Source organism: Corynebacterium tuberculostearicum (genome assembly GCF_046097465.1).
Taxonomy (GTDB): domain Bacteria; phylum Actinomycetota; class Actinomycetes; order Mycobacteriales; family Mycobacteriaceae; genus Corynebacterium; species Corynebacterium tuberculostearicum_I.
The window spans coordinates 1,620,375-1,637,692 of the sequence record NZ_CP175799.1; the positions used below are offsets into that span (position 1 = coordinate 1,620,375).

Genomic DNA, 17,318 nt, shown 5'->3' on the forward strand with positions numbered 1-17,318 from the left:
TGGCAACTTTTACCCCCACTACATGACGCGATGTCTCTAGATTCAAGGAGGAATCATGTACGCAGAAGAGCGGCGTCGCCAAATTGCTTCCCTCACCGCCGTTGAAGGCCGCGTCAACGTCACTGAGCTCTCGGAACGCTTCGAAGTTACGGCCGAGACCATCCGCCGCGACCTTGCGGTGCTTGACCGTGAGGGCGTCGTCCACCGCGTGCACGGCGGCGCGGTAGCCTCCCAAACCTTCCAAACCGCGGAGCTTACCTTGGATACTCGCCAGCGGTCCGCCTCCGGTGCAAAAGCAGCCATCGCCCGCGCGGCCCTCGACTTTCTCCCCCACGGCGGCGGCAGCATTTTCTTGGACGCAGGCACCACCATTAACGCGTTCGCGGAGCTCATTGGACAGCAATACCCGCAAGCGCAGTTCAATATTGTCTCCAATAGCTTGCCTATTGCTCTGTCGCTAGCAAGCAACGGTGTGCCAGACGTCCAGCTACTTGGCGGTACGGTCCGCGCGATTACCCAGGCCGTCGTTGGCGATACCGCACTGCGCACCCTGGCGATGATGCGTGCCGACGTCGCCTTTATCGGCACCAATGCCCTTACCCTGGACCATGGCTTGTCGACGGCCGACTCCCAAGAGGCAGCCATCAAATCCGCCTTTGTCACCAATGCCCACAAAGTAGTGGTCATGTGTGACTCCAGCAAGCTGGGCAATGATTACTTGGTAAGTTTCGCCTCTGCCGCCGATATCGACGTCGTCATCACTGACGCCGCTGCCCCCGATTCCTTCGTGGAGGCGCTGCGCGAGCGCGAAATTGAGGTCGTGCTCGCCAGCGAGTAATCCCCCGATCCTTCGCCTCCTTTAGGCGAAGGACTCCATGCGTTCTACCACTGCGGTACGGGCAGCGTCAGGGCTTTCCGCATCCAGTGCCACCTCGGCAAGCTGCTGGCACTGTTCTAAGGTAACCTCTGCCAGCTGCGCGCCGACGCCCGCAACTGCGGTCGACGCTGCGGATAGCGAATTTACGCCCAAGCCGGTAAGCACGCAGGCCAACATCGGGTCGGCTGCCGCCTCACCGCACACGCCTACCGCAACGTTATTGGCCTGGCCCACGATGCAGGTGTGCTGAATGAGCCGCAGCACAGCCGGCTGCCACGGGTCAGTCAGGTAGGCCAGCTGTGGGGACAAGCGGTCCGCAGCCATCGTGTACTGAGTCAGGTCATTGGTGCCGATGGACACGAAATCAAGGTGCGGCATAATCTTATCCGCCATAAGCGCTGCGGCCGGAACCTCAATCATGGCGCCGGCAGTCAGGCCGCGCTCGCGGCACAGGCTAGCAAACCACTGGGCCTCGGTAGAGGTGGCAACCATAGGAGCCATCACCCAAGTAGAGGCTTTGTCATCGCGAGCCGCAGCCGCCTGGGCAATCGCATCCAGCTGGCGGGTGAGCAAAGCCTCATTATCGCGTGCAATTCGCAGGCCGCGAACGCCCAATGCTGGGTTTTCTTCGGAGCTTAGCGTGGCATAGGAAATGGGCTTATCGGAGCCAGCATCCAACGTCCGCACGACAACCTTGGATTCAGGGAAGGCTTTAAAGACCTTGCCGTAAATCTTTGCCTGCTCGTCAACGCTGGGCTCTTCACTGGCCGAGAGAAACGACAGCTCCGTGCGGTACAGACCAATGCCTTCTGCCTGAGAATCCGAAGCAATGCGGGCGGCGTTGCCATCAGCGACGTTGGCAAGCAGCTGCACGCGGTGGCCGTCCTTGGTTTCCGCCGGGCCGCGCCACTGGGCAACGCGTGCCGCACGCTCGCGGTACTCGGCCACGGCCTTTCTGGAAGCCTCTTCGTCGGCCCCAAGGGTGACGGCGCCCACTGCGCCATCGACGAATACCAGCGTGCCGCTTTCAATATCGCTCAGCGCGGTGCCCACAGCAACGATGCACGGAATATCGAGCTGACGGGCGATGATGGCCGTATGGCTGGTAGGTCCACCAAGCTCTGTGACAAGGGCCTTAATGTGCTTGGTATCCAGCGTCGCGGTATCGGCCGGGGCCAAATCGTCCGCGAACAGCACGGCCTCGCCGTCTACGAGCGGCAGGCCCGGCTCGTCCTCGCCGCGCAGCTCTGCGATAACGCGGTCGCGCACGTCCTTCAAGTCAGTGGTGCGCTCAGCCATCACGCCGCCGGCGGCCTCGAACATGGTGACAAACTTATCGGTGGCACCGACAGTGGCGAATTCCGCATCCTGGCCGGTGCGGATATTCTTGCGCACCGCCTTATGCCAACCACGGTCCTTGACCATGCCGGCCGTTGCGGTCAGAACTTCCGCAGCCTGGCCTTCTGCGGCAGCAGCTCGCTGCTCCAAACGGCCAGCGACAGTATCTACGGCCGCAAGGAAGCGGTCGTATTCAGAATCACTCGCTTGCTCTGGGTCAATGCTTCCCTCGGTAGGCAGGGCCGGGCGAGGACGGACCCACACGGCTTCGGCGTAGGCGACTCCGGCAACGACACCGGTTCCTTTGATCGTGGACTCAGACGCGTTTTCCATGAGCGTACTTCCTTCGAAGATAGCGGTTTATTAACTTCCAGAACACCACAAATCGGATAGAAAAGCAATGTATACCACAGAAATTCTGTTGACTTTCGGACACAATCGGACAAGAATCAACATTAAGGGCGGGCCATGCCCGCGAGGTTCTCTCCAACGGCGTTCGGCCCCCAATATACAACCTGCGAAAGGGACAACTTGATTCTCACGCTGACCCCCAATCCCAGTATCGACGCCACCCTTGTGCTCAGCGAGCCATTGACCTCCGGTGATGTCCACCGTGCCAGCGAGGTCACACAGGTTGCTGGCGGCAAGGGTGTAAACGTCACCCATGCCGTGCACTTGGCCGGCGAGCAATCCTTGGCTCTTTTCCCGGCCCACGACTCCGATTCTTTCCTAAATCTCATCCACTCGGCCGGGCTGCCTTCCTCTGCAATCCCCATGGACGGCACGGTTCGCGTCAATACCACCATCACAGAGCCTGATGGCACTACCACCAAGGTCAACGGTCCAGGCCCTGCGCTTTCCGACGCCGATTCCCAAGCCATTACCTCCGAGCTCACCGCCCGCGCCCTTGCCTCCGACTGGGTGGTCCTAGCCGGCTCCCTGCCGCGTGGCGTTAACACCGATTGGTATTGCGACCTCATCTCCGCGGTCCGCGCGGCCGCACCACAGGCTCGCATTGCCGTCGATACGTCAGATGCTCCAATGCAGGCCATTGGGGAAAGCCTCAATTCTGCTGCGCCGGATCTCATTAAGCCGAACGGCCTAGAGCTCGGCCAGCTCACCGGAACCGACGGCCGCGAACTGGAAGACCAGGCCGCACGCGGCGAGTACTCGGGGGTTGTTCGAGCGGCCCGGGACGTCGTCAAGCAGGGCATCGCAGAAGTACTCGTCACCCTTGGCGGTGCCGGGGCGGTGCTGGTTACCGCGGATGGCGCTTGGGCTGCAACTCCCCCGCCAGCAACGGTGAAATCCACCGTAGGCGCCGGTGACGCCGCGCTCGCCGGATACCTCCTCGGCCGCACCACCGGTAAGTCGCCGGCCGATAGTCTCGCGCAGTCGGTGGCCTACGGAACTGCGGCTGCATCCAAACAAGGCACCCAATTCCCTCGCCCAGAAGAACTCGATATCGCACATACCCTCGTAAACTCGCTAGCCTAAGGAGTGCCTAATCATGGCTTCCGACCTCATCACTACCGACCTAGTCGCGCTCGACGCTGACTTCGGCGACAGCGTTGACTCCGTCATCACTAACCTGGCCACGCTAGTCCATGACACCGGCCGAGCCACCGACATCGCCGGTTTGGCACAGCCCGCCATCGACCGCGAAGCCAAGGCCGGTACCGGCGTCCCCGGCGGCGTCGCCATTCCACACTGCCGCTCCGAGGCCGTGACCGAACCCACCCTCGCGTTCGCCCGCCTGAGCCGCGGCGTGGATTTCTCCGGCCCCGACGGCGACGCCCAGCTGGTCTTCCTCATCGCGGCCCCGGCCGGCGGCGGCAAAGCCCACTTGAAGATTTTGTCCAAGTTGGCCCGCGCTCTAGTGCGCAAGGACTTCCTCGAGTCCCTGCGCAACGCGCCCACCAAGGAAGAAATCGTCCGGCTTGTGCTGGACGTAGTCAACGCCGAAAAGCCGAAGAAGAAGCCGGCCGAGGAACCGGCCGCCCAGGGCGCTGCTGCCGGCACTGCCGCAACTGCTGCCGGCACTGCCGCCGCCGGTGCCGCCGGCTCCTCCGCCGCGGCGCCCTCGGCCGCATCCCCTACCGACGCAGAATCTTCGGCCGATGTCACCCGCATCGTGGCCATCACCGCCTGCCCCACCGGCATCGCCCACACCTACATGGCGGCCGACGCCCTCACCCAAACCGCGGCCGAGCGCGATGACGTATCTCTGACCGTTGAGACGCAGGGCTCGTCTAATAATGAGTCTGTCTCCCAATCCACAATCGACGCGGCCGATGCAGTCATCTTCGCCACGGACGTCGGCGTGCGCGACCGCGAACGCTTCGCCGGCAAGCCGGTAATCGAATCCGGCGTCAAACGCGCCATCAATGAGCCCGGCACCATGCTCGACGAGGCCATCGCTGCTGCTTGCAACCCGCACGCCCACAAGGTCTCTGGCACCGCTACCCGCGCCGACGCGGAAGAAGAAGGTCAGTCGCTCGGTTGGGGCAAGCGCATCCAACAGGCCATTATGACCGGCGTGTCCTATATGGTCCCGTTCGTTGCGGCCGGCGGCCTGCTGCTCGCCCTCGGCTTCCTTTTCGGTGGTGCCGATATGGCAAATGGGTGGCAGGCACTATCGACGGACTATTCGTTGGGCAATCTCCCCGGCCATGACGTGACTGTTGACGGCGAACTCATGCACTTCGAGCGCTCCGGGTTCTTGCTCTATCTCGGCGCTGTTCTCTTCGCCGTCGGCCAAGCGGCTATGGGCTTTATTGTAGCCGCGCTGTCGGGCTATATCGCCTACGCGCTCGCCGGCCGTCCGGGCATCGCCCCGGGCTTCGCGGGCGGCGCGATCGCGGTCACCTTGGGCGCTGGCTTCATCGGTGGTCTGGTTACCGGTCTGCTGGCAGGCTTCATCGCGATGTGGATTGGCAACTGGAAGGTACCGCGCTGGCTAGGCTCCCTCATGCCGGTTGTTATTATCCCGCTGCTTACCTCGCTAATCGTCGGCCTCGCAATGTACCTGCTGCTGGGAGCACCGTTGGCAGCCATCATGGAGGGCCTCCAAAATTGGCTGTCGTCCATGTCCGGCTCCTCGGCTGTATTGCTGGGAATCATTCTCGGCCTGATGATGTGCTTCGACTTGGGCGGCCCAGTCAATAAGGCGGCCTACCTCTTCGCGACGGCCGGGCTGTCCACCGGTGACGAGTCCTCCATGCAGATCATGGCCGCCGTCATGGCGTCCGGCATGGTCGCACCAATTGCGCTGTCGCTGGCTACGTTTATCCGCAAGTCGCTGTTTACCCCGGCCGAGCAGGAGAACGGCAAGTCCGCCTGGCTGCTGGGTCTGTCCTTCGTCTCGGAGGGCGCCATCCCGTTTGCAGCGGCCGATCCGTTCCGCGTCATTCCTTCGATGATGGCCGGCGGCGCGGTGACGGGCGCGATTTCGATGGCCTTGTCGGTCGGCTCCCGTGCCCCGCACGGCGGCGTGTTCGTCTTCTTCGCCATCGACCCGTTCTGGGGCTACCTCGTGGCCATTGCGGCCGGCGTGGTTGTCTCGACTGCGGCGGTGCTGGCGATGAAGCAGTTCTGGCCTAACAAGGCCGCCGAAGAAGCCGCCCAGAACGTGGCAGCATAAACCAAACACTCGTACACTGGATTCTAAAAATCCCCGTAAGAAAGGATATTTTCCATGGCTTCCAAGACTGTAAAGGTTGGCTCCTCTGTAGGCCTGCACGCACGTCCTGCATCTATTATCGCGGACGCTGCCGGCGAGTTCGATGAGGATATCTTCCTCAACCTGGTCGGCGACGATGATGAGGACGAGACCGATGCTGCCTCTTCCCTGATGATCATGGCTCTTGGCGCAGAACAGGGCGATGAAGTTACCGTTACCTCCGAAAACGAAGAAGCAGTGGAAAAGATTGCTGCTCTCATCGAGAAGGACCTGGACGCTTCCTAAGTCCTAAAACGGCTCCACTTTAGGCTCCCCACCCTTGCGGTGGGGAGCTTTTCGCTTGCCGACGCCACCTATCCCCACGGTGGCACCCACGTCACCTGCCCGCGCACCCGGGCTAGCCGGCCACGGCGCGGCGGGGCGTTGGGGTCATCGTCATTGACGCCATTGTGATAGGGACAGCAGGTCGCGAGGTTCGCAGCGTTGGTCTCGCCGCCATGCTTCCAGGCTTTGAGGTGGTGAATCTGACACTTGTCGGCGGGATAATTGCAGCTCTCCCACGGGCATACCGGGTTGACCGCAGCCGCCATGAGCCGCTGCTTGTCGTTGGCCACGCGCGAGGTCCGGTAGAGGTTGACCGGCCCCTCGTGGGGATGGACGAGCGTGACATAGCCGTGATCGCTCAGTGTCCGCGCGACAAGCTCCGCTCCGGTGATTCGAGCGCCATTGGTGAGTTGGAGGGTGATTTCCTCGCCGCCGCCGTCGACTATTCGGTCGAGTTCATCAAGGGTGAGAACCACCTGCGTCGTCACCGTCGCCCGCGTCGCATCCGCCTTGCCAAAGAAGAGGTCTTTGGCAGATTCCAGGGGCTTATTGGCGTCTAAGGCAGCGTGCATATCCGCCACATCGGCCGAATCCCCGGTAATGGTCAGTGACCATGGGCCGCCGGAGCGGCGAGTAATTCGTACTCCCTTTTCGGGCGTACGGCGCGGTCGCAGTTCGCGTACCAAGGCGCGGGCACGCTTTTCCAGGGCGGTGGCGCTGCCGCGAAAGGCACACAGTTCGGTGCGTAGGGTCCAGGCATCGCGCTGCGTCGGCAAGCGCAAGGCATACTTTTCAATCAGCAGTAGCACGTCGAGGGAATGCCTAGTCTGCCGCGCCGCTCGCTGTTTGGCAGCAAAGCCGCACCGGCCGAAATAGGTATCGCATAGACGCAGCAGGTCGCGCGCGGCGATGTCGGAGGCGCCCCGCGCGATGAGCTCGCGATCGCTCAGCCCTTGAACGGCGGCGACAATGTCCATGCCGGCGTTCACTGCGTTTAAGTATGCGTCCAATGCGGTCATGCCGCTAAGTAAAATAGCCCCCGCACGCCTACGCGAGGCGCATATCGGCTCGCTGTGGATAACCCGCGTTGGCCCGTCAACAAAACTGCCCGCCGCGGGCGCGCGACGGGCAGTCATCCACAGGTTGAAAATTAGTACTTGGCGCCGTGTCCCTCGCCGACGGAATCGTAGAGCTTTTTCATAATCGGAAAGGCCACGATGATGCCAACCGAGCCCCACGCAATGCCCTCGAGGGAGACCCCGCCCACGGTGAGGGTCAGGTTGCCGATGCCCGCGATAAGCGCCACTGCGGCCGCAGTCAGGTTGACCGGGTTATTGAAATTAACCTTATTATCCATCCAGATGCGCACACCCAGCATGCCGATGAGTCCATACAGCACGATGCAGGCACCGCCCAGGACGCCGGTCGGGATGGTGAAAATCAGCGCACCAAACTTCGGCACGAAGGCCAAAAGGATGGCGGTAAAGGCTGCTACCCAGTAGGCGGCGGTGGAATATACACGGGTTGCGGCCATCACGCCGATATTTTCGGCGTAGGTCGTGGTACCGGAGCCGCCAAAGCCGCCGGCAAGGGTGGACGCGAGGCCATCGGCAATCAGAGCGTCACCGGCCAGGTCATCGAGATCGCGCTTTGTCATCTCGGATACGGCCTTGACGTGGCCGACGTTTTCCGCGATGAGAACTACCAGTACAGGAAGTGCCACGGCAATGGCGGAGACGTTGAAGGAAGGCGCGTGGAATTCCGGCAGGCCCACCCACGGGGCGGCATCGATGGCCGCGACGGCGTCATCGCCGAGGTTGCCGGTCAGCGCAGCGAAAACCCAGCCGACGACCACGCCGAGCAGGATGGACAGGCGCGAGACCATACCGCGGCCGGCGACGGTGGCCAGCAAGATAACGAGCAGTGTCACCGCGGCCACGAGCGGCTGGGAGGCGAAGTTCTCGGCCGCATTCGGCGCCAGGTTCAGGCCGATGAGGGCCACGATTGCACCAGTGACGGCCGGCGGCATGACGGCGTCTAGGACGCGGCGGCCGGCGATTTTGACTGCCACACCCACCGCGGCCAAGACGAGGCCGGTGACCAAAATAGAGCCTGCTTGCGCGGCGATGCCGTACTGCTGCGACGCCGAAAGAGGTGCAATGAATGCGAACGAGGAGCCGAGGTAGGACGGCAGCCGGTTGCGCGTGATAAGCAGGAACAAAATTGTGCCGAGGCCGGAAAAGAGCAGCGTCGTATTGACGGGGAATCCGGTCAAGGTGGGAACCAAAAGCGTAGCGCCGAACATGGCCACCACATGCTGCATTCCGATGCCGATGGTTCGGCCCCAGCTGAGTCGTTCTTCCGGCGCCACGACCGCGCCCGGTGCAATCCTTTTACCGTCTCCGTGGACGGTCCAACCTTTTAAGCTCACGAGCCTTAATTATGGATCACCCGGGGTGGTTTTAGGAAACTTCCTCCACGATGAATTCGGCGAGTTCGCGGGCGGTGGGTGCGGGAAGGCGGACGTCGACAAGCGTGCCATCGGCCGTGTACTCCTCGTGGCGCACCGTGCCCTCGGCGTGTACGCGAGCCACCACATCGCCGCGGGTAAAGGGAACCTGCAGCTTGACGTGGCTATCGCGGGAGTTGAGGAAGAGCTCTACGCGCGCGGTAAGCTCGTCGATTCCCTCGCCCGTGCGCGCGGATACGTAGACTACGTCCTCGTGGTCGAGTACGTGACGCAGCTCGGCGAGCACCAGCGGGTCGGCCTGGTCGATCTTATTGATCACGATGATCTCGGGCGGGGCCTGCTCGCCGGTTTCGGACACAATGTCATAGATGACTTGGTTGACCGCCTCAATCTGCTTGAGCGGGAATGGGTCAGAGCCATCGACCACGTGCAGCATAATATCGGCGGCCAGGACCTCTTCCAGTGTGGATTTGAAGGCCTCGACCAGCTGCGTGGGCAGGTGGCGGACAAACCCGACGGTGTCGGTGAAGACGACCTGGCGGCCGTCGGCAAGCGTGGCACGGCGAGTGGTGGGGTCCAACGTGGCAAAGAGTGCGTCCTCCACCAGCACGCCGGCGCCGGTCATGGCGTTAATGAGCGAGGACTTTCCAGCATTGGTGTAGCCGGCAATGGCTATCTGCGCGATGGTTGAGCGCTGGCGCTTGGAACGCTTGACCTCACGGGCGGTCTTCATAGCGCGCAGCTCTTTGCGCAGCCGGGCCATCTCCGTGCGAATGCGGCGGCGGTCCGTCTCAATCTTGGTCTCACCGGGACCACGCAGTCCGACGCCGCCGTTGGAGCCGGCGCGGCCGCCCGCCTGGCGCGAAAGATTGCCGCCCCAACCACGGGTATGGGTGTAGAGGTATTCCAGCTGCGCCAAGGAGACCTGTGCCTTGCCCTCTTTGGACTTGGCGTGCTGGGCAAAGATGTCAAGGATGAGCATCGTGCGGTCAATGACCTTGGTGTTAAGCGCGCGCTCGAGAGCGGTGAGCTGGCCAGGGTTGAGCTCGCCATCGCACACCACGGTATCGGCGCCGGTGGCCTCGACGATGTCGCGCAATTCCTTGACCTTGCCGGAGCCAATGAAGGTGCCGGAATCCGGCTTATCGCGCTTTTGGTAGATCATCTCTACTACTTCGGCGCCGGCGGTCTCGGTCAGCGCTGCAAGCTCGTCCATGGTGGCTTCGACTTCGGCCACGGTCCCTTCGGTCCACACGCCAACCAGAATGACGCGCTCGAGGCGCAGCTTTCGGTACTCCACCTCATAGCCATCGGTGGTGTCCTCAGCGCGGATGGTGGTCTCACGGGTAACGCGGCGGAAGGCGTTACGCTCTGCCAGGTCAAGGTCACCGGTGGTGGGCGTCGCCTCTGGTGCGGCCGGGGCGTCGTTATCGCGGAACGCGCGGGCGAGGAGATCGTCGTTATTGTGCTGGGAAAATTCGGTCATACTACCTCTCATTTTGGCACGTTGCGGCCGAAAGCGGGAATTGCGGATTCTTAGCTGGCTGCACAAGGCGATACAATGGCGGGCATGAACGTTAAGGACACTGGGGTGAAGCAGAATACCGAGATGCAGGCCATTGGCCTCAATTTCGAACGCTGGCAGGACGCCGTTGAGGCCGCCATCGCTAGCGATCGCTTGGCCGTTACCGGTGAGGTACGCGGTGGCCAGCTGATTCAGTTCACCGATCCATCGGGCGCGCAACTCAATATTCTCGCGGTGGAGCCTTTTGCTACCTACATTGGCTTCGATGCCGTTACGCAGGGATTCGCCCACGTAGAGATGGTCAACGATGTTCTCGCGCTGCTGGAGATTATCGATCCTTTCGGTACCACCATCGCCCAGGCCACCGCGAACTTGGCGCAGGGGCCTTTGCTTGCCGACGAACCCTTGCAGCAATGGCAGCAAATCTCCCTCACCGCCATGGGCCTTGATGTCCGCACCTACGAGTCGGCCGATGCCTATGAGGCGGCCGAGGGCGAATTCCCAGCGCTCTTCGAGTCCGCAGGCGCGAAGGTTATCTCCTCCGGCTCTGGCGCGGAGGTTCCTACCCCGGCCGCGACTTTTGCGGCCCGCGTCATGGAATCCGAGTGGCGTACCAATGAGCTAACCGGCGAGAAATTCGCCCACCTCGTCATGGATGGCCTCTTCCCCTTCGATCTCTGCCTGCCTGCGGGTAGCGACGAGCTGCCTGCTAAGGACACTATCGTGGCCGGCACCGCCCTGCTGACGGCTTCTATTGAAATGCCCAGCGGTGGCTGCGGCGACGGCGCTGGCTGCGGTTGTGGCTCCGGTGGCTGCGGCTGCGGCGGCCACTAAGAGCTGACGCAAAGGTCTGGTGGAATAGCTGTGTGGATGCCTTTCCCGGAAAATGCGAGAAACCGGCGGGTGCTGGTCCTCGCGCTGATCCTGGTGGGATCAGTGGCGGTTGTGGCAACCCTAAAACTTCCCGGGGTTTTCATCGCGGCACTACTTATCGCGGCGGCGCTGCTTATGCTCCACACCCGGCCGGACGCCTCGGAGCAGGCGGCGCTGCGCAGCTCTATTCGGCTCTCGGCCGAAGATATTGAGGACGTCTTGGCGGAGTACGAAGACTTCCGGTCCTCCGAGGCGGCCGAGAAGATCGCGGACCGCACGCTCTACCGGCCGGCGCTTTTAGATCTGGATTGCTCCGACCCCACCATCGAAGCCTTCCACTATGAGATTTCGGGCGCGCGACGGTTCCTGCGCCGATTGAACCTGCGCGTCAACGCAGAAGAGGTCAGCACCAACGAGCTGGAATCCTTGCTCAAGGTGACAGATGAACGAGCCCGCGAGCTCAAGGAAACCTGGCTATCGGCCCGCCGCGCCGCCTTTGCGCTCGGGCCGAAGTATGAAAAGAACGAAGTAAAAAATCGCGCCCTGCGCCGCCAAGCCCTAGAAGAGCAAGCGTTCGAGGAAGAGGAAAACGAAGGGCGCAGCGCCTAAGCACTCACCGCGCGCGCCGGGCCCGACGCGGTCTAAAGGGAGGTCTCGCCGGTGGCGACGATCGCCGACGGGCCGGTCAGGCGCGAGCCACCCTCGTAGATGTCCACCGTCACTTCCCCGCCGGGAACGTGTACGTGCACGGTGCCGTGAGGGGTGGTGGTGTGGTCAACGGCGGCGTCGGCAAGCGCGGCGGTCGCGGCCGCCACGGTGCCGGTGCCGCAAGAGCGGGTCTCTCCTACCCCGCGCTCAAAGACGCGCATGTGCACGTGGCCATCGCGCAGCGGGGTCACGACCTCAACATTCACGCCGGCTGGGAAGAAGGCTTCATCGATGACTGGCTGCTCGAAAGTCTTGGCCGCAAGTCCCTCGTCGTCCAGCCCCGGCACCACGGCCGCGAGGTGGGGGTTGCCCATGTCAACGCCTAGACCGGCGTAGCTCTCCCCGGCCATGGACGCAGTGGATACACCCGTTACTTCGGCCGGTCCCATCTCCACGGTGACCTCGGCCGCGTGCTCATCGCACGAGTGCACCGTCACGCGCTTGGCGCCGGCGCGGGTACCGATGGTGAACTCGTCTTCTTCCACGAGGCCGCGCGAGCGCAGCCAGTGGGCGAAAACGCGGGTGCCGTTGCCGCACATTTCGGCCACGGAACCGTCGGCATTGCGATAATCCATAAACCAGTCAGTGGGCGCGATGCCCTCGGCCAGCGCCTCGACTTCCCCGGCCGCGAGCAACGCCTCGGCGCGCACGACGCGCAGCAATCCGTCGCCGCCAATACCGGCGCGGCGACCGCACAGCGCCGCTACGCGCTCGGGGGCAAGCGGCGTGGCGGCCGCGTGGTCTTCGACGATGACAAAGTCGTTCTCAGTTCCATGACCCTTGGCAAATTTCATGCTCCCTACCCTAGCGCGCGCAGCGCCTGGGCGGTCGTATCGCCCGCGGCATCCAACCACGTGATGCGCTTGTCCCGGTTGAACCAGGAACGTTGGCGGCGCACGTAGCGCCGTGTCCCGGTAATTGTGCGCTCGACGGCCTCATCCCACGTAAGTTCGCCGCGCTGGGCTTGGAATACCTGCGCATAGCCTATGGCACGCCCGGCCGTGGAATCGGCCACCAAGCCCTGAGCTTGGAGGCGCTCGACTTCCTCGATGAGCCCGCGCTCAAACATCTGGCGCGTGCGCAGCTCGATGCGCGGATTGAGCCAGTCTGCGGTGGTGCGCAGGCCGAGCAGACGGGTACCCCACCGCGGCGGGGCGTCCTTCGGCGGTTGGCTGGCTTTATAGGGCTTGCCGGTTAACTCGATGACTTCCAGGGCGCGCACGGTGCGCCGCGGGTCCTTATCTTCAATGATTTTGGCCGCGGCCGGATCCACCTGCGCCAGCTCCTCGTGCAGGGCATCGGTACCGATTTCTACGCGCCGGGCTTCATACTTGGCGCGGACAGCGGGGTCGGTGGGTGGGAACTGCCAGTCGTCGACAAGCGCTTGGGCATAAAGCATGGAGCCGCCGACCAGGATCGGCGTCTTGCCGCGGGCCATGATGCTTTCCACATCCGCGATGGCATCGCGCTGGTAGCGCGCCACAGAAGCGGTTTCGGTCACGTCCCACACATCGAGCTGGTGGTGCGGGATTCCCTCGCGCTCGGCCGGGGTGAGCTTGGCGGTGCCAACATCCATGCCGCGGTAGAGCTGCATGGAATCGACGTTGACTACCTCGCCGTCCAGCTCCTGCGCCAGCGCCAACCCCAGTGCAGATTTGCCGGAGGCGGTGGGTCCAAACACTGCAATGGGGCGCATTAGACCTCCCATCCTGCAACGTAGCGGCCGACGCCCAGGGTGGCGTCGGTGGCCAGCAATTGCGCCTTCTTTGGCTGTAGTCCTGCTAACTCCTCCCACAGTGCGGGCTCTACCACACCGCGCTGGGACAGCCACTCGCCTGCCTTGCTTGCCGACGCCCCCATCAGCACCTCCTCGCACCACTCGTGCGCTTCCTGGGCACCGGGAACGAGCGCTAAGGGGGCACGTTCGGTCAGGCCCGCGCTGCCATCTGCCACGACGATGGTCAGCGCCGCCGGATCCGGCTGGCCGATGTGCTCCCGGCTAGCGCGGGCGTTAAGCTGCGGCACGCTGTGCAGCACGTACCGGGCCATAATCTCGGGTAGATAATTGCCGCCGCCTAGGTTGGTGGCCGCACCCCACGCCTTTAAGCTGCCGGTGTGGGCGGTGTACCAGCGCTTGTCCTGGCTGCCGACGATATCTACCAGCGTTATGCCGGCGGCCGCAGCCTCCACCGCGAGGGTGCGGGCAGCGGCAAGCAGTGCGCGAGAAGCGGCGTCATTAGCGGAAAGCTCCACGGCCAGCGCGGGTGAGGCTGGCATTACCATGAGATTGAACATTATTCCTCCATACTATCTACCCAAGTGGAGGTAATTAAATAGAATCTGGGCACGCGCGGGATATTCGCGGTAATGTATCCAGTGATTTTATTCGGCAGCCGTGACGCGCGGCGATCTATGCATAGGAGGGCTTGTCATGTCTCCCATCCCTACCCCAGGTTCCATGCCCAAGAAGGGCCCTCGTCCCACCGCAAAGCCTGTTCCCGTCCAGGCACCCAGCAAGAATGACCCGGCCAAGTGGGGCCGCGTCGACGCGGATGGTTCCGTCTTCGTTTCCGCTCCGGAGGGCGAACGCAAGATTGGCGAATGGCAGGCCGGCACCCCCGAGGAGGGCCTACAGCACTACGGCGCGCGCTACGACGACCTCTCCACCGAAATTGAACTGCTCGAGGCGCGCCTGCGCGCCAACCCCAGCGAGGCCGCTGGCATCAAAAAGACCGCAGCGCAATTGCGCGACACCCTGCCTACCGCTGCGGTCATCGGTGATATCGCAGCACTTGACCGCCGCCTTGTTGCCGTCATTGAGCACTCGGTAGAAGCCGGCGAGCAGGCGCAGGCCGATAAGGAACGCCGCCGCGAGGAAGCTATTGCTGCCAAGGAAAAGCTGGCAGCTGAGGCAGAAGAGATTGCCGAAAACTCCACCGAGTGGAAGGCCGCCGGCGACCGCATTCGCGCCATCCTGGAAGAGTGGAAGCAAATCAAGGGCATTGACCGCAAGACCGATGATGCCCTGTGGAAGCGCTACTCCCGCGCCCGCGATTCCTTCAACCGCCGTCGTGGCTCCCACTTTGCCGAGCTTGACCGCGCCCGTGCGGTTGCCCGCAAGAAGAAGGAAGAACTCGTCGAGCGTGCCGAGGCCATCCAGGATTCCACCGAGTGGGGACCCACCGCCCGCGCCTACCGCGATTTGATGACCGAGTGGAAGGCCGCCGGCCGCGCCCCGCGCGACGTGGACGATAAGCTGTGGGCCCGCTTCCGCGCTGCCCAGGACAAGTTCTTCAATGCCCGCAATGCCGTCAATGACGAGCGCGACCGTGAGTTTGCGGAAAATGCCAAGGCCAAGGACGCCTTGATTGCGGAATACGACGGCCAGATCGACCCGTCCAAGGGCATCGAAGGTGCGAAGGCTAAGCTGCGCGAGCTGCAGGAAAAGTGGGAAGAGATTGGCTTCGTTCCCCGCAAGCAGGTGCGCGAGTACGAGTCCAAGATTGAGGCGCTGGAGCAGCGCGTCAGCGAGGCAGAAAAGTCTGAGTGGCGCCGTACTGACCCAGAGGCGCAAGCACGCGTGGCGCAGTTCCAAGCTAAGGTCGATGAGTTTAACTCTCAGGCCGAGGCAGCTGAGGCCAAGGGCAATGCGAAAAAGGCCGCTGATCTGCGCGCGCAGGCCGAGCAGTGGCAGGCTTTTGCCGACGCCGCCGCTAACGCCGTCAACGATAAGTAGTGCACCTCGTCCACATTGCGCGGCCACCGCGGCCGCCGCACTCGCCTACCGCTCACGCCCAGCCCAGCGAACCTGCGGACTGCATTCGCAGCTTCGTCTTTTGGGCCAACTTGGCGGCCCAAGAAGCAAGCGGCGATGCCGCGGCATCGACGTCGCCAGGCCGCGTGGTCCAGCGTCTGCAGGGTTCGAGCGAATCACAGACCTATCTCTTTGCCGTAGTGGACGGCGACTCCACCATTGGTGAGGTCTCTGATCTGGGACTGCCGCTCATCCCCTCGGTGGAGCCGAGCCCGGAGCTGGATTACCTCGGGTTCATCCACATTAGCCTGCCGCTTTTAGAAGAGCGCGAGGCAGCAGAGATTGAGTGCGTGCTGTGCGACCTGCCTCTGCCCGGCGAGCAGCTCGATGAGGAGGAGCGCAAAGTAGCCGAGTGGATGGGTACGAAGGCGCTGGAGCTGGCCCGGAAACTCGGCCGCACCGTAGCTCACGTGGGACTATTGCACCCGCCGGGCGCGGACCCAGACTACGACGCTATGGGCAGCATCTACCGCCATCTGGGGTTTACGCAACGGCATGCGGAACACCAGCTGGTGATGGACATCCCTGAAAGCCCTGTCGCAGCACTGCTCCCGGCGGGAATCACCGCCCGAGTCTGGCCGGATTACGACATCCCTGAGGGCTACCTCGACGAGGTCATGCGGCTGCTTAGCCTAGCGTCCACAGACGCAGAAACTGGTGATCTGACGGTGGAGCCCATCGTGTGGACGCGTGCTCGATTGCGCGAAGCGCACAGCCGCCTGCGCTCTCGCCGCGGGCACACGCTTCTTGTCGCACTCACCGCCGAGGACGGGAGCATTCTCGCACTGACCGAAATGGCTCGGCACGAGGATGCGAATCCGGAAGTATGCGAGTGGACTCTGACTGTAACCGATCGCCCGCACCGCCGCCGCGGACTTGCGCAGCTAGCCAAGCTCACAGCGCTGCATGAGGTGGCAGGCTATTGGCCACGGGTACGGCGCTGCTATTGTTCCGTTGCCGCCAAGGACGCGGCCATGAATGCCATTTACCGCAGCCTGGGTGCCCGAGAACTTTCCCGCTCTTCCGCGTGGGAGTTGCGGCTGCGGGACTAGTGGCGGTGATAGGCCTACTGCTCGCCGCGCTGGGCGCGATGACGTTCGGCGGCTTGCTTGCGGCGATTGTCCACCAGTGGCTCCCGCTGCGGTGCCGCGTCAATCCTGGATTGAAATTCGCCCACCTCATCGAGCTGTCCGGCGGTGGCGCGCACGCGGGCTTCGGCAGCCTTCTGCTCTGGGCTGCGGCGCAGCGCCACCATGCTATAGGCCAGAAATGCTAGGAAGGTAGCTAGCATTCCTACCCACATTCCCAGCGACGCCCCGTCGGCGGTAGAGCCACGGAACCAGAAGCCCCATAGGTTGGCAAAGAAGGACACCGTCACCAGCATCCATGCAATCAGTCCAGGCGTGGCGCGACGGGTGAACAGCGTCACCGGAGTAAGAATGCCCAAACCAATGAGCGCGAGCCACGCAGAGACGGTTTCCATGATGGAAATCCTGACGCCGCTTGACGTGGTGCCAAAGGTCAATGCCTCCCAACCGTGGGCTGGACCGGCGTAGGGCAAAATCAGGTAGAGGATATACGCCACCACCGCAATGCACAGCGTGACCTTGTGACCGCCGAGGTCCATTGTTTGTGCTGCTCTCCGCTCAGCGTTAGCTGCATTGTGGGCTGCGGTGGTCGTATGTTCCTCAGTCATGGCTCCCTAGC

The 17,318-nt window shown here is 63.0% G+C and carries 16 protein-coding genes; 8 read left to right on the top strand and 8 right to left on the bottom strand.

Annotated elements, in window-relative coordinates:
• Positions 1–55: 55 nt before the first annotated feature.
• Positions 56–838 carry a DeoR/GlpR family DNA-binding transcription regulator gene (locus ACKFRX_RS07695; protein WP_250408393.1) on the top strand — a complete coding sequence of 261 codons (783 nt, stop codon included), beginning with the start codon at positions 56–58 and terminating at the stop codon, positions 836–838.
• A 21-nt stretch (positions 839–859) separates the two neighbouring features.
• Here the strand turns inward: ACKFRX_RS07695 and ptsP are convergent, their stop codons facing one another.
• Entirely contained in the window at positions 860–2,548 is a 1,689-nt protein-coding gene (ptsP, locus tag ACKFRX_RS07700) for a phosphoenolpyruvate--protein phosphotransferase (protein WP_408927619.1), read from the bottom strand.
• 198 nt (positions 2,549–2,746) lie between these two features.
• On the opposite strand from ptsP, the gene ACKFRX_RS07705 reads away from it, so the two are divergent.
• From ACKFRX_RS07705 to ACKFRX_RS07715, 3 genes are read left to right on the top strand one after another with little or no spacing between them, the layout of a single operon-like run.
• Positions 2,747–3,712, top strand: coding sequence for a 1-phosphofructokinase family hexose kinase (locus tag ACKFRX_RS07705; RefSeq protein WP_408927620.1), 966 nt, complete (start codon positions 2,747–2,749; stop codon positions 3,710–3,712).
• Positions 3,713–3,725: 13 nt separating this feature from the next.
• Complete coding sequence (locus ACKFRX_RS07710; protein WP_408927621.1) at positions 3,726–5,858, top strand: fructose-specific PTS transporter subunit EIIC; 2,133 nt, start codon at positions 3,726–3,728, stop codon at positions 5,856–5,858.
• 54 nt (positions 5,859–5,912) lie between these two features.
• Positions 5,913–6,182 (top strand): HPr family phosphocarrier protein, encoded by a 270-nt coding sequence (locus tag ACKFRX_RS07715; protein ID WP_005325102.1) that lies wholly within the window; start codon positions 5,913–5,915, stop codon positions 6,180–6,182.
• Between the two features lie 68 nt (positions 6,183–6,250).
• Here the strand turns inward: ACKFRX_RS07715 and ACKFRX_RS07720 are convergent, their stop codons facing one another.
• The 3 genes from ACKFRX_RS07720 to hflX all read right to left on the bottom strand — a co-directional run bounded on the left by ACKFRX_RS07720 (position 6,251) and on the right by hflX (position 10,177).
• Positions 6,251–7,240 (bottom strand): HNH endonuclease signature motif containing protein, encoded by a 990-nt coding sequence (locus ACKFRX_RS07720; RefSeq protein ID WP_150851073.1) that lies wholly within the window; start codon positions 7,238–7,240, stop codon positions 6,251–6,253.
• A 131-nt stretch (positions 7,241–7,371) separates the two neighbouring features.
• The gene (locus ACKFRX_RS07725) at positions 7,372–8,652 is read right to left on the bottom strand and encodes a solute carrier family 23 protein (protein WP_200435540.1); all 1,281 of its coding nucleotides are present in this window, start codon (positions 8,650–8,652) and stop codon (positions 7,372–7,374) included.
• A gap of 31 nt (positions 8,653–8,683) precedes the next feature.
• Positions 8,684–10,177 carry a GTPase HflX gene (hflX, locus tag ACKFRX_RS07730; RefSeq protein WP_005325105.1) on the bottom strand — a complete coding sequence of 498 codons (1,494 nt, stop codon included), beginning with the start codon at positions 10,175–10,177 and terminating at the stop codon, positions 8,684–8,686.
• Between the two features lie 75 nt (positions 10,178–10,252).
• On the opposite strand from hflX, the gene ACKFRX_RS07735 reads away from it, so the two are divergent.
• Both ACKFRX_RS07735 and ACKFRX_RS07740 read left to right on the top strand, forming a co-directional pair.
• A complete protein-coding gene (locus tag ACKFRX_RS07735) occupies positions 10,253–11,050 on the top strand; it encodes a hypothetical protein (protein ID WP_200435538.1) in 798 nt (265 codons plus the stop codon).
• Between the two features lie 36 nt (positions 11,051–11,086).
• The gene (locus ACKFRX_RS07740) at positions 11,087–11,698 is read left to right on the top strand and encodes a hypothetical protein (protein WP_005325107.1); all 612 of its coding nucleotides are present in this window, start codon (positions 11,087–11,089) and stop codon (positions 11,696–11,698) included.
• A gap of 32 nt (positions 11,699–11,730) precedes the next feature.
• On the opposite strand, the gene dapF is transcribed toward ACKFRX_RS07740, so the two are convergent.
• From dapF to ACKFRX_RS07755, 3 genes are read right to left on the bottom strand one after another with little or no spacing between them, the layout of a single operon-like run.
• Positions 11,731–12,591, bottom strand: coding sequence for a diaminopimelate epimerase (gene dapF, locus ACKFRX_RS07745; protein ID WP_408919899.1), 861 nt, complete (start codon positions 12,589–12,591; stop codon positions 11,731–11,733).
• A gap of 5 nt (positions 12,592–12,596) precedes the next feature.
• On the bottom strand, positions 12,597–13,505 hold the full coding sequence (miaA, locus tag ACKFRX_RS07750) for a tRNA (adenosine(37)-N6)-dimethylallyltransferase MiaA (RefSeq protein WP_408919898.1): 909 nt from the start codon (positions 13,503–13,505) through the stop codon (positions 12,597–12,599).
• On the bottom strand, positions 13,493–14,092 hold the full coding sequence (locus ACKFRX_RS07755) for a hypothetical protein (protein ID WP_408919897.1): 600 nt from the start codon (positions 14,090–14,092) through the stop codon (positions 13,493–13,495). The genes miaA and ACKFRX_RS07755 overlap by 13 nt, the downstream gene beginning before the upstream one ends.
• Positions 14,093–14,228: 136 nt before the next feature.
• On the opposite strand from ACKFRX_RS07755, the gene ACKFRX_RS07760 reads away from it, so the two are divergent.
• A complete protein-coding gene (locus ACKFRX_RS07760; RefSeq protein WP_408919896.1) occupies positions 14,229–15,533 on the top strand; it encodes a DUF349 domain-containing protein in 1,305 nt (434 codons plus the stop codon).
• Positions 15,533–16,663, top strand: coding sequence for a GNAT family N-acetyltransferase (locus ACKFRX_RS07765; protein ID WP_408919895.1), 1,131 nt, complete (start codon positions 15,533–15,535; stop codon positions 16,661–16,663). Before ACKFRX_RS07760 ends, ACKFRX_RS07765 begins: the two co-directional genes overlap by 1 nt.
• A gap of 14 nt (positions 16,664–16,677) precedes the next feature.
• Here the strand turns inward: ACKFRX_RS07765 and ACKFRX_RS07770 are convergent, their stop codons facing one another.
• Positions 16,678–17,307 carry a hypothetical protein gene (locus ACKFRX_RS07770; RefSeq protein WP_408919894.1) on the bottom strand — a complete coding sequence of 210 codons (630 nt, stop codon included), beginning with the start codon at positions 17,305–17,307 and terminating at the stop codon, positions 16,678–16,680.
• Between the last annotated feature and the right edge of the window lie 11 nt (positions 17,308–17,318).